This is a genomic window from Amycolatopsis sp. NPDC104863, assembly GCF_055582965.1.
Window position 1 is genome coordinate 994,715 of the sequence record NZ_JBVJOW010000003.1, and the last position, 14,112, is coordinate 1,008,826.

Consider the following 14,112-nt stretch of genomic DNA (forward strand, 5'->3'; position numbering starts at 1 on the left):
GTGGATCGAGCCGAGCACGTTGCCCGCGAAGGTGCCGTCGCGATCGTGGGGCTGGCCTGCCGGCTGCCCGCGGCGCCCGCGCCCGGCGCGTTCTGGACCCTGGTGCGCGACGGCGCCGACGGCACCACCGAGGTCCCGCCCGCGCGTCGCGCCTCCGTCCCGCCCGAGACCCGCCGCGGCGGGTTCCTGTCCGAAGTGGACACTTTCGACGCCGCGTTCTTCGGCATCCCGGCCCGGGAAGCCGCGACGATGGACCCGCAGCAGCGCCTCGCCCTCGAACTGGGCTGGGAAGCCCTCGAGGACGCGCGGATCGTCCCGTCGCGGCTGGCCGGCTCGCCGACCGGCGTCTTCGTCGGCGCGAGCGCGGACGACTACGCGACGCTGCTCAAGCGCGGCGGCGCGAACGCGATCGGGCACCACACGCTCACCGGGCAGAGCCGCGCCGTCGTCGCCAACCGCATCTCCTACACCTTCGGCTTGCGCGGGCCGAGCCTGTCGGTGGACACCGGGCAGTCGTCGTCGCTGGTCGCCGTGCACCTCGCCTGCGAGGCGCTGCGCAGCGGCGAGGCCGAGCTGGCGCTGGCCGGCGGGGTCCAGCTCAACCTGGCCCCGGAGAGCACCATCGCCGCCGACCGGTTCGGCGGCCTCTCGCCCGACGGCCGCTGTTACACCTTCGACGAACGCGCCAACGGCTACGTCCGCAGTGAGGGCGGCGGCTTCGTCGTCCTCAAGCCCCTGGCCGCCGCCCTGCGGGACGGCGACCGCGTCCACTGCGTCATCGAGGGCGGCGCGGTCAACAACGACGGCTTCAGCGAAACCCTCACCACCCCCAGCGCCGACGCGCAGGAAGCGGTCATCCGGGCCGCGCTGCGCCGCGCGGACGTTCCCGCCGACGCCGTCCGGTACGTCGAGCTGCACGGCACCGGCACCCGCGTCGGCGACCCCCTCGAAGCCGCCGCGCTCGGCGCCGTCTTCGCACCCGGGCGCGGCGAGGAGCCGCTGTGGGTCGGCTCGGTCAAGACGAACATCGGGCACCTCGAAGGCGCCGCCGGGGTCGCGGGCCTGCTGAAGGTCGCGCTGTCGCTGTCCCACGGCGAAGTCCCGCCCAGCCGCAACCACGAGCACCCGAACCCGGCCATCCGGTTCGACGACTGGCGCCTGCGTGTCGCCGTCGACCCCGTGCCCTGGCCCGGTGGCCGGGCCTACGCCGGGGTGTCGTCCTTCGGCATGGGCGGCACCAACTGCCACCTCGTCCTCTCCGCCGCGCCCCCGGCCGCGGAGCCGCCCCGGCGACCGTCGTCCGACGCCGCCCCCTGGGTGCTTTCGGCCCGCACCCCGGGCGGCCTGCGTGGTCAGGCCCGCGCCCTGACCGGCCTCGACGCCGACCCGCTCGACGTCGCGCACTCGCTGGTCACCACCCGCGACGCGTTCCCGCACCGGGCCGTCGTCCTCGACACCGGCGCGCTGCCCGCGCTCGCGGCCGGCGAGCCGGCGGCGGACGTCGTCACCGGCACCGCGGGCGAGCACCGGCTGGCCGTCCTGTTCCCCGGCCAGGGCGCCCAGCGGCCCGGCATGGGCCGCGCGCTGTACGAGCGGTTCCCGGTGTTCGCCGAAGCGCTCGACGAGATCTGCGCGCGCTGTGACACCGAACGTCCGTTGCGGGACGTGCTGTTCGCGGAGCCGGGCTCGGCCGACGCCGCCGTGCTCGCCGAAACCGGCCACACCCAGCCGGCGCTGTTCGCCTACGAAGTCGCGCTGTACCGGCTGTTCTCGTCGTGGGGCGTCGAGCCGGAGTTCGTCGCCGGGCACTCGGTCGGCGAGATCGCCGCCGCGCACGTCGCCGGGGTGCTCTCCCTCGACGACGCCTGCGTGCTGGTCACTGCCCGCGGCCGGCTGATGGGGTCGCTGCCGCCGGGCGGCGCGATGGTCTCCGTCCGCGCCGCCGCCGGCGAGGTCGAGCCGCTGCTGGGCGACGACGTTGTGCTCGCCGCGGTCAACGGGCCCGAGTCCGTCGTGCTCGCCGGTCCCGAAGAGCCGGTGCTGACGCTGGCCGCCCGGTTCGAGGCCGACGGCCGGAAGGTGACGCGCCTGGCCGTCTCGCACGCGTTCCACTCGCCGCTGATGGACCCGATGCTGGCCGAGTACCGCCGGGTCGTCGAGCAGCTCGACCTGCGCCCGCCGCGGCTGCCGATGGTCTCGACGGTGACCGGCCGCGTAATCCGCCAGGCCCAGCTGTGCTCGGCCGACCACTGGGTCCGCCAGGCCCGGGACACCGTCCGCTTCGCCGACGCCGTCACCACGCTGGCGCACCAGGGAACCACGGCGTTCCTCGAGCTCGGCCCGGACGGCACGCTCACCTCGCTGGTCCGCGCCTGCCTCGGCAACGACCCGGTGACCGTGCGCTCGTCGCGCTCCCGGCGCCCGGAGGACTTCGGCGCGGTCGCCGCGCTGGCCGAGCTGCACGTCCACGGCGTCGGCGTCGACTGGACGGCGCTCACCGACGGCGGCCGGCCGGTCGACCTGCCCACCTACGCCTTCGACCGCGGCCGCCACTGGTTCGACGCGCCCGAGCCCGCCCCGGCCACCGTCCCGGTCGACCGCGACCTGCTCGCGCTCGTGCGGGCCGAGGCCGCCGCGGTCCTCGGCGCCGAGGTCGACCCCGGCACGCCGTTCCGCGAGCTGGGTTTCGACTCGGCGATGAACGTCGACCTCGCCGTCCGCCTCGGCGCGGCCACCGGCCGCACGCTGGCGACGACCGAGCTGTTCGACCATCCGACCGCCCGCGCGCTGGCCGGGCACCTCGCCGGGGGCGCCGCGGCGAGCGCGCCCGCCGTCACCTCGGCCGGGGACACCGACCCCGTCGTGATCGTCGGCCTCGGCTGCCGCTACCCCGGCGGAGTGGCGTCCCCGGAAGACCTCTGGCGGCTCGTCGAGTCCGAAGTGGACGCGATCGCCGCGATGCCCGCCGACCGCGGCTGGCCCGCGTCGGTGCTCGGCACCGGGCGCCCGGGCGGCTTCCTCGCCGACGTCGCCGGGTTCGACGCCGGCCTGTTCGGCATCTCGCCGCGCGAAGCCCAGGCGATGGAACCGCAGCAGCGGCTCGTGCTCGAAGTCGTCTGGGAGACCCTGGAACGCGCCGGCATCGCGCCGTCGTCGCTGCGCGGGACCCGGACCGGTGTGTTCGTCGGCGCCACCGCGCAGGACTACGGCCCGCGGCTGGCCGAAGGCACCGGGGACGCCGAGGGGTACGTGCTCACCGGCACCTCGCCGAGCCTCGTCTCCGGCCGGGTCGCCTACGTGCTCGGCACCGGCGGCCCGGCCGTCACCGTCGACACGGCGTGCTCGTCTTCGCTGGTCGCGCTGCACCTGGCCGTGCGGTCGGTGCGCTCGGGGGAGACGTCGCTGGCCATCGCAGGCGGGGTCACCGTGATGGCCGAGCCCGGCATCTTCGTCGAGTTCGCGAAGCAGGGCGGCCTGTCCGAAGACGGGCGCTGCAAGGCGTTCGGCGACGGCGCGGACGGCACCGGCTGGGCCGAAGGCGTCGGCATGGTCGTCGTCGAACGGCTTTCGCGCGCCCGCGAGCTCGGCCACGACGTCCTCGCGGTCGTGCGCGGGTCCGCGGTCAACTCCGACGGCGCGTCCAACGGCCTCACCGCACCCAGCGGCCCGGCCCAGCAGCGCGTGATCCGCGAGGCCCTCGGCGACGCGGGCCTCACGCCCGCCGACGTCGACGTCCTCGAAGCGCACGGCACCGGCACCCGGCTCGGCGACCCGATCGAAGCCCGCGCCGCGCTCGCCGTCTACGGCCAGGACCGGGAAACCCCGCTGCTGCTGGGATCGGTGAAGTCGAACATCGGCCACACGCAGGCCGCGGCCGGGGTCGCCGGGGTGCTCAAGATGGTCGCGGCGCTGCGGCACGGCACCGTCCCGCGCACGCTGCACGCCGACCCGCCGTCGTCCCATGTGGACTGGACGGCGGGCGCGGTCGACCTGGTCACCGCGGCCCGCGAGTGGCCCGAGGCGGGCCGGCCGCGCCGCGCGGCCGTGTCGTCGTTCGGCATCAGCGGCACGAACGCGCACCTGATCCTGGAACAGGCCCCGGCCGACGTCGCCGCCGGGCCCGCGCGCGAGGTCGTCGCGACCGCCGTCCCGTGGGTCGTCTCGGCGCAGTCCGAAGCGGCTCTGCGCGCGGCCGTGGACCGGCTCCGGACGGTGGCCGCCGACCCGGTCGACGTCGGGCACTCCCTGGTCACCACCCGGTCGTCGTTCGACCGCCGGGCCGTGCTGCTGGGCGGCGCCGAGATCGCGAGCGGCACCGCGCCCGCCGTCGAACCGGCCGTCGCCGCGGTGTTCGCCGGGCAGGGCACCCAGCGCCCGGGCATGGGCCGTGAGCTGGCCGCCCGCTTCCCCGTCTTCGCGGCCGCGTACGCCGACGTCTGCGCGCACTTCCCGGCCGAGGTGGCCGCGGCGGTCGGCACCGGCGACCCGGCCGTGCTCGACCGTACCGGGGTCGCCCAGCCCGCGCTGTTCGCCTTCGAGGTCGCGTTGTTCCGGCTCGCCGTGTCGCTCGGCGTGCGCGTGGAGCGGGTCGCCGGGCACTCGATCGGCGAGCTGGCCGCGGCGCACGTCGCCGGGGTGCTCGACCTGCCGGACGCGTGCGCGCTCGTCGTCGCGCGCGGCCGGCTGATGGAGGCGCTGCCCGAGGGCGGCGCGATGATTGCCTTGCAGGCCACCGAGGACGAGGTCCGGCCGCTGCTCACCGACGGCGTCGCGATCGCCGCCGTCAACGCGCCCGAGTCGCTCGTCGTCTCCGGTGACGAGGAGGCGCTGCTGCGGCTGGCGGCGTCGTTCGAGGAGGCCCGGCGGCTTTCGGTGTCGCACGCCTTCCACTCGCCGCTGATGGCGCCGATGCTCGACGACTTCCGCCGCGTCGCCGCGGAGCTGACCTTCCACGAGCCGGTGCTGCCGGTCGTTTCGACGGTCACCGGCCGCCCGGTGCGACCCGGCGAGCTGACCGACCCCGGCTACTGGGTGCGCCAGGTCGTTGCGACCGTCCGGTTCGCCGACGCGCTGAAGTCGTTGCGGGACGAAGGAACCGGTGCCTTCGTCGAGATCGGCCCGGACAGCACGCTCTCCGGGCTGGTCGCGCGCACGCTGCCCGATGCGGCGCCGGTGCCGCTGCTGCGGTCGGACCGTCCCGAGGAGACGGCGTTCGCGACCGCGCTCGGCCGCCTGCACGTCCTCGGCGTCGAGCCGGACTGGACGGCGTTCTACGCGGGCACCGGCGCGCGCCGGGTCGCCCTGCCGACGTACGCCTTCCAGCACGAACGTTTCTGGGCCACCGCCCGCCCCGCGGCCCGGCCCTTCGACCGCTCCGGCCACCCGCTGCTCGGCGCGCCCGTCGAACTGCCCGGCGAAGACGGCGTCGTGCTCACCGGGCACGTCTCGCCGGACACGCTGCCCTGGCCCGCCGGGCACGTCGTCGACGACCGGATCCTGTTCCCTGGCACCGGGTTCGTCGAACTCGCGCTGCGCGCCGGCGCGGAGGTCGGCTGCGGTGCGCTCGCCGAGCTGACCCTCACCGCGCCGCTGCCCCTGACCGGCGACGGCGTGACCGTCCAGGTCCGCGTCGGCGCCGACGACGACGGCGGCGGCCGCCCGGTCACCGTCCACTCCCGCGCCGGCGACGGCACGTGGACCGGGCACGCGACCGGCCGGCTGGTCCCGGCCGTCCCGGCGCCGGTGCTCCCCGCGGGCAGCGGGCGCGGCGAGCCGATCGACGTCGAGGAGCTGTACCCGACCCTGGCCGCCGCCGGGCTGGACTACGGGCCGGCGTTCCGCGGGGTCCGCGCGGCCTGGCACGAAGGCGACGACCTGTGCGCGGACCTCGTGCTGCCGCAGGAAGCCGGGGATCCCGCGGGTTACCTGCTGCACCCGGCCCTGTTCGACACGGCGCTGCACCTGGTGCCGTTCCTCGGGCTCGACCCGCGCCCGCGCGCCCGGCTGCCGTTCGTGTGGTCGGACGTCGGCCTGCACGCGGTCGGCGCGTCCGCGCTGCGGCTGCGGCTGCGCCGTCTCGGCCCGGACACCGTGACGCTGTCGGTGACCGACCCGGAGGGCGCGCCCGTCGCCACCGTCGGCTCCCTGGTGCTGCGGCCCCCGGCCGACGCGGGCCCGGTGGCGCCGCCCCTGCTGCGCGTCGAGTGGACACCGAAGGACCTCGGCGCCCCCGCGGAGCTGACCTGGGCCGTCGTCGGCGCCGACGACCACGGCTTCGGGGCGCTGCTGGCCGGTCGCCACGCGGTCCCGTCGTCGGCCGACGTCCTGCTCGTGCCGGTCCCGGACCCGGTGGGCCTGCCGTTCCCGGCCGGCGTCCGCCTGGCGACGTCGACCGTGCTGAGCCACCTGCGGGGGCACCTCGAAGACGACACACGACTGGTGTTCGTCACCGGCGGCGGCCCGGTCGCCGCGGCGGCCGAAGGGCTCGTCCGCTCGGCCCAGGCGGAACGGCCGGGCCGGTTCTTCCTGCTCTCCGGCGTGCCCTCGGCGGCCGAGCTGGCCGCGCTGCCGACGTCCGGCGAGACGGAGGTCCGGGTCCGCGACGGCCGCGTCGAGGTGCCGCGGCTCGCGCCGGTCGCCGCCACCGAACCCGCCGCGGTCGACTGGGGTGGCGGCGCCGTCCTGGTCACCGGGGGCACCGGCGGCCTCGGTGGCCACCTCGCGCGTCACCTGGTGACGGCCCACGGCGTGACGCGGGTGGTGCTGGCCGGCCGCCGGGGCGCCGACGCTCCCGGCGCCCGCGAGCTGGCCGACGAGCTGACCGCGCTCGGCGCCGAGGTGGTGCTGGCCGCCTGCGACGTCTCCGACCGCGAGGCGGTTGCGGCGCTGCTCGCCGCCCACCCCGTCACCGGTGTGGTGCACGCCGCCGGGATCCTCGACGACGGTGTGCTCGCCGCCCTGACCCCGGACCGGCTCGCGCGCGTTCTCGCGCCGAAGGTCGACGCGGCCTGGCACCTGCACGAACTGGCGCCGGACCTGTCGGCGTTCGTCGTGTTCACGTCGGTGTTCGGCGTGCTCGGCAACGGCGGCCAGGGCGCCTACACCGCGGCCAACGCCGCTCTCGACGAGCTCGTCCGCGTCCGCGCCGCCGCCGGTTTGCCCGCCCGCGCGATCGCGTGGGGCCCGTGGGCGCGTGACGGCGGCATGACCGGCACGCTGTCCGAAGCCGCCCTGCGGCGGATGGCACGCGCCGGGCTGCCCACGCACTCGGTCGCGGAGGGCCTGGCCTGGTTCGACGCGGCGCTGGCCGGCGCCGAGCCCGTGGTGGTCGCCGCGCACGTCGACCGCGCCGCGCTGCGCGCCCTGGACGTCGTCCCGCCGGTGTTCTACCGCCTGGCGCCGCCCCGCCCGCGGCGCGCGGCCGCGGCGGCGGCCGACTTCGGCGCGCTGGTCGTGGCGACGGTGGCGAACGTCCTCGGGCACGCGTCCGCGGCGTCGGTCGACTCGTCGCTGACCTTCCGCGAGCTGGGCCTGGACTCGCTGACGTCGGTCGAGCTGCGCAACCGCCTCGCCGAAGCGACCGGGCGGCGGCTGCCCGCGACGCTCGTCTTCGACCACCCGACCCCGGACGCCGTCACGGAGTTCCTGGCGGCGGGCGACGAACCGGCCCGGCGCCCGGCCCGGGTGGCGGCGCGCGAGGACGACCCGGTGGTGATCGTCGGCATGGCCTGCCGGTACCCGGGCGGTGTGGCCTCGCCGGAGGACTTCTGGGACCTGCTGACCGAGGGGCGCGACGGCATCACGCCGGTCCCCGCGGACCGCGGCTGGCACACTCCTGGCGCCGGCTTCGAAGGTGGTTTCCTGCACGAGGCCACCGGGTTCGACGCCGACTTCTTCGGCATCTCACCGCGCGACGCGCTCAGCGCCGACCCCCAGCAGCGGCAGCTCCTCGAGGTGTCGTGGGAGGCGTTCGAGCGGGCCGGCATCGACCCCACCTCGTTGCGCGGGAGTGACACCGGGGTCTTCGCGGGGGTGATGTACCACGACTACGCGGCGCTCCCGCAGGATCCCGACGCGCGTGGCTTCGACGTCAACGGCACCGCGGGCAGCATCGCCTCCGGCCGGGTCGCCTACGCGCTCGGCCTGGAAGGCCCGGCGGTCACGGTGGACACGGCGTGTTCGTCGTCGCTGGTGGCGCTGCACTGGGCGGCGCGGGCGCTGCGGACGGGGGAGTGCTCGCTGGCGCTGGCCGGTGGGGTCACGGTGATGTCGACCCCGGCCACGTTCCTGGACTTCGCGCGCCAAGGCGGCCTCGCGAGCGACGGCCGTTGCAAGTCCTTTTCGGACGACGCCGACGGTACCGGCTGGTCCGAAGGGGTCGGCCTGCTGGTGCTGGAGCGGCAGTCCGACGCCGTCCGCAACGGACACCGCGTGCTGGCGGTGCTGCGCGGGTCCGCCGTCAACTCCGACGGCGCGTCGAACGGGCTCACCGCGCCGAACGGCCCGTCGCAGCAGCGCGTGATCCGCGCCGCGCTCGCCACCGCCGGTCTGTCCACTTCGGACGTCGACGTCGTCGAAGCACACGGCACCGGAACGACTCTGGGCGACCCGATCGAGGCGCAGGCGCTGCTGGCGACCTACGGGCAGGACCGGGAAACGCCGGTGCTGCTCGGGTCGGTGAAGTCGAACATCGGGCACACCCAGGCGGCGGCCGGGGTCGCCGGGATCATCAAGATGATCCTCGCCATGCGCCACGGTGTGGTGCCGAAGTCGCTGTGGTCGGGGACGCCGTCGTCCCATGTGGACTGGTCGGCCGGGTCGGTCGAGCTGCTCGCCGACGCGCGGGAGTGGCCGGTCGCCGAGCGGCCGCGCCGGGCCGGGATCTCGTCGTTCGGGATCAGCGGCACCAACGCGCACGTCGTGATCGAGGCGCCGGCGGCCGGTTCCGCGCCCGCGGCCGGGCGTCCGGTGGTGCCGTGGGTGCTTTCGGCGCGTTCGGAAGCCGCGCTGGACGAGCAGATCACGCGCGTCACGGGTGCTTCCCCCGCGCCGCTCGACGCCGGGTTCACCCTGGCCACCGCCCGGGCCCGGTTCCCGCACCGCGCGGTCCTCCTGGCGACCGCCGACGGCGTGCGCGAGGTCGCGCGGGGTGTCGGGGCGCCGGGGGCGCTGGCGTTCCTGTTCACCGGGCAGGGCGCCCAGCGGATCGGGATGGGCCGGGAGCTGGCCGCGGAGTACCCGGTGTTCGCGGAAGCCTTCGACGAGGTCCTGGCGTCGTTCGACCCCGCGGTGCGCTCGGTGGTGTGGGGCGCCGACGCCGAAGCACTGGCGCAGACCGGGATCGCGCAGCCGGCGTTGTTCGCGGTCGAGGTCGCGCTGGCGCGGCTGCTGGCGTCGTGGGACGTCCGGCCGGACTTCGTCGCCGGGCACTCGGTGGGCGAGATCGCGGCCGCGCACGTGGCCGGCGTGCTTTCGCTCGCCGACGCGTGCGCGCTGGTGTCGGCGCGGGGCCGGCTGATGCAGGCCCTGCCGCGCGGCGGCGCGATGGTGGCGGTCGAAGCGTCCGAAGAGGACGTTCGCGCGGCGCTGGTCCCCGGCGCCGGCCTCGCGGCGGTGAACGGGCCGCGGTCGGTGGTGGTGTCCGGCGACGAGGACGCGGTGGCGGCGGTGGCCGCGCGCTTCGCGAAGTCGAAGCGGCTCGCGGTGTCACACGCGTTCCACTCGCACCTGATGGACCCGATGCTGGCGGAGTTCCGCGCGGTCGTGGCGGAGCTGACGTTCACGCCCCCGGTCGTCCCGGTGATCGCGGCGGGCGACGTGACGTCCCCGGAGTACTGGGTCGAGCACGTGCGCGCGACGGTCCGCTTCGCCGACGCGCTCGGCCGCCTGACCGCGGCGGGGGTGACGACGTTTGTCGAGCTCGGCCCGGACGCGGTGCTGTCGGGCCTGGTCGACGAGCCGGCGGCGGTGGTGGCGCCGGTCCTGCGCCGCGGCCGCCCCGAGACCGAGACGGTCCTGGAAGCGTTGGGACGCCTGCACGTCACAGGCTCCACAGTGGACTGGACGGCATGGTTCGCCGGTTCGGGCGCGCGGGTCGTGGATTTGCCGACGTACGCGTTCCAGCATCGGCGCTTCTGGCCGGCGGCCCCGGGACACCCGCTGCTCGGCACGGCCCTCGACCTGTCCGACGGCGGCATGGTCCGCACCGGTCTCCTCACGACGGCGACCCAGCCGTGGCTCGGCGACCACACGGTCCAGGGTGTCCCGGTCCTCCCGGGCACGGCGTTCGTGGAGCTGGCTCTCACGGCGGGCGCGGACCTGGCTGTGGAAGAGCTGACGATCGAGTCACCCTTGGAGCTGACCGCGGACCACGACCTGCAGCTGCGCGTGGCAGCGCCGGACGAGGAGGGCGCACGGGAGTTCACGGTGTCGTCCCGCCCGGCGGGGGCGGACGAGCCTTGGCAGCAGCACGCAAGCGGCCGCCTGCTCCCGGAGACGGCGCTGGTCACGGGCGCGGCCGGGTCCACCTCGCCCGGCGGCGGGCAACCGGGCACGCCGGGCTTCGGGTCGCTCGCCGATGCGGCATCCGGCCCGGCCGACACCGGCCACCCAGGCACGCCGGGCTTCGGGTCGCCCGCGGATGCGGCATCCGGCTCGTCCGGCACCGGCCACCCGGGCGCGCCGGGTTCTTGGCCGCCCGCCGACGCGGCATCCGGCCCGGCCGACACCGGCCACCCAGGCACGCCGGGTTTCTGGTCGCCAGCGGATGCGGCGCCCGGCACCTGGCCCCCCGCCGGCGCCGAAGCCCTCGACCTCACCGATCTCGCCGACCGCCTCGCCGCCGACGGGCTCGGTTACGGCCCCGCCTTCCCCGGCCCCATCTTCGCCTGGCGCCGTGACCACGAGATCTTCGCCGAAGTCGCCCTCGCCGAACCTCAACGCCCCGACGCCGCCGCCTTCGGGCTGCACCCCGCTCTCTTCGACGCCACCCTCCGGCTCGTCTCCCTGCTCGACCCCGGCCACACCGGCGGCGTCCCGTTCTCCTGGCACGGCGTCACCCTGCACGCCACCGGCGCCGCCGCCCTGCGCGTGCGGCTCACCGCGGCCGGCGGCGGCCTCCGGGTCGACGCTACCGATCCGGCCGGGACTCCCGTCGTCTCCGTCGACCGCCTCGTCCTGCGCCGGCCCGGCGCCGCGAAAGCCCCGCGTCCGCTGCTGCGGCTCGAGTGGACACCCGTCACCACCCGGGAACCCGCGCCGGACTTCGACGTCCTTGCCGTCGCCGGTGACCTGGCCGACGTGCTGCGGTCGCTGCGCGAGGTGACCGGCCGCGTGCTGGCGAAGCTCCAGGACACCCTCGCCGGCGAGCGCACCCTCGTGGTCGTAACGCCGCCCGGCGACCCGGTCGCGGCCGCCGCCGGCGGGCTCGTCCGCGCCGCCCAGGCGGAGCACCCCGGCCGGTTTGTGCTCGTCGAGACCGACGGCTCTCTCGAGCCCGCCGAAGCCGTCGCGACCGGCGAACCCGTCCTGAAGATCGACGACGGCCGCGTCCTCGCCGCCCGGCTCGCCCGCGTCACCGAAGCGCCGGCCGGACCCGCCGACCGCGACGGCACCGTCCTCATCACCGGCGGCACCGGCGGTCTCGGCAGCGCCGTCGCCCGGCACCTCGCCGCCCGCGGCTGCCGGGACCTGCTGCTCGTCAGCCGGTCCGGCACCGCCGACCCGGGCTTGCTCTCCGAGCTGGGCGACCGCGTCGAGGTGGCGGTCTGCGACGTCGGTGACCGCGACGCCCTCGCCCGGCTGCTCGAAGGCCGCGACATCACCACCGTCGTCCACGCCGCCGGAGTCCTCGACGATGGCACCCTCGCCGCCCTCACCCCCGAGCGCTTCGACACCGTCCTGCGCGCCAAGGCCGATGCCGCCTGGCACCTCCACGAGCTCACCGCGCCCGGCACCGAGCTGGTCTTCTTCTCCTCCGTCGTCGGCACGTTCGGCGGCGCCGGCCAGGCGAACTACGCGGCCGCAAACGCTTTCCTCGACGCTCTCGCCCGCCTCCGCCACGCCGGCGGCCGCCCCGCCGTGAGCCTCGGCTGGGGCCCGTGGGAGTCCGGCAGCGGCATGACGGCCACACTGTCCGAAGTGGACCTGCGCCGCCTCGCCGAAGCCGGGCTGCCGCCGGTCACCGTCGAAACCGGCCTCGCCCTCTTCGACGCCGCCCGCGGCGCCGGCGAGCCCGCGCTCCTGCCGCTGCCGCTCGACCTCGCCGCCGTGCGGCGGCTGCCCGAAGTCCCGCACGTCCTGCGCGGGCTCGTCCGGCCCGGCCGCCGCCGCGCCGCCGCCGGGTCGGCGCAGGCCGGCGACCTGGTCCGCACCCTCACGCCGCTGCCCGCCGCCGAGCGGGCCGAGGCCCTCGCCGGGCTGGTCGCCACGCACGTCGCGCTCGCCCTCGGGCACGCCGACGCCGCGGCCATCGACCCCGCACGCTCGTTCGCCGACCTCGGCTTCGACTCGCTCAGCGGCGTCGACCTGCGCAACCGGCTCGCCGCCGCCACCGGGCTGCGGCTGCCCAGCACCCTGGTGTTCGACCACCCGACCGTGACCGCGCTCGCCGCGTACCTGCTGGCCGAGCTGGTCGACGCCGGCCCGCCGGCCGCCGAGGTCCGCCGCGCCGCCGCGACCACCGGCGACCCGGTGGTCATCGTCGGCATGGCCTGCCGCTACCCCGGGGGTGTCCGCACGCCCGACCAGCTCTGGGAGCTGGTCCGCGACGGCCGCGACGCCGTCTCGGAGTTCCCCGCCGACCGCGGCTGGGACCTCGACGCGCTCTACGACCCCGACCCCGCCCACGCGGGCACCTCCTACACCCGGCACGGCGGGTTCCTGCACGACGCGGCCGAGTTCGACGCCGAGTTCTTCGGCATGAGCCCGCGTGAGGCCCTGGCCACCGACGCCCAGCAGCGGTTGCTGCTCGAGACGTCGTGGGAGGCCGTCGAACGCGCGGGCTTGGACCCGGCGGCGCTGCGCGGCACCGCGACCGGCGTGTTCGCCGGGGTGATGTACCACGACTACAGCCGCCTGCTCAGCGGCAGCGAAGACGCCGAGGGGTACCTCACCAGCGGCAGCGCGGGCAGCGTGGCGTCCGGCCGGGTGTCCTATGTGCTCGGTCTGGAAGGCCCGGCGGTCACGGTGGACACGGCGTGTTCGTCGTCGCTGGTGTCGCTGCACCTGGCCGCGCAGGCCCTGCGGTCGGGGGAGTGCGACCTCGCCCTGGCCGGCGGGGTCACGGTGATGGCGACCCCGTCGACGTTCGTCGAGTTCTCGCGGCAGCGCGGCCTGTCCGCGGACGGGCGCTGCCGGTCCTTCGGCGACGGCGCGGACGGCACCGGCTGGGCCGAAGGCGCCGGGATGCTCCTGCTGGAACGGCTTTCCGACGCCCGCCGCCACGGCCACCCGGTCCTGGCCGTGGTACGGGGGAGCGCGCTCAACCAGGACGGCGCGTCCAACGGGCTCACCGCCCCGAACGGCCCGGCGCAGCAACGCGTCATCCGCGCGGCGCTCGCGAACGCCGGTCTGTCCCCTGTGGACGTCGACGCCGTCGAAGGCCACGGCACCGGCACGCCCCTGGGCGACCCGATCGAGGCGCAGGCGCTCATCGCGACCTACGGCCGGGACCGGGAAACGCCGCTGCTGCTGGGGTCCGTCAAGTCGAACCTCGGGCACACCCAGGCCGCCGCCGGCGTCGCGAGCGTGATCAAGATGGTCCTCGCGATGCGCCACGGTGTGCTGCCGCGGACCCTGCACGCGGACACGCCGTCTTCACGCGTCGACTGGGAAGACGGCGGTGTCGCCCTGCTCGGCGAGGCCACCGAATGGCCCGAGAGCGGCCGGCCGCGCCGCGCGGCGGTTTCGTCGTTCGGCATCAGCGGCACGAACGCCCACGCCATCCTCGAGCAGCCCCCGGCCGGCCCGGAGACGCCCGCCGCGCCGGTGCCCGCGGTCGTCCCGTGGCCGCTGTCGGCCAAGTCCGAGCCCGCGTTGCGCGCCTGGAACGAAAGCGCGACCGGGCTCGAAGGCAGCCCGCTCGACGTCGGGTATTCCCTCGCCGCCCGGTCC

Annotated in this window: 1 protein-coding gene (running past one end of the window); it reads left to right on the forward strand. The window is 76.4% G+C overall.

Features of this window, described 5'->3' with window-relative positions; all coding sequences use genetic code 11:
• Nucleotides 1-14,112 carry the 5' portion of an SDR family NAD(P)-dependent oxidoreductase gene (locus tag ACZ63J_RS20840; protein WP_465439561.1) on the forward strand. The gene runs 13,239 nt beyond the window's last position, so only the first 14,112 of its 27,351 coding nucleotides appear in the window; its start codon is at nucleotides 1-3; its stop codon lies off the right edge, out of view.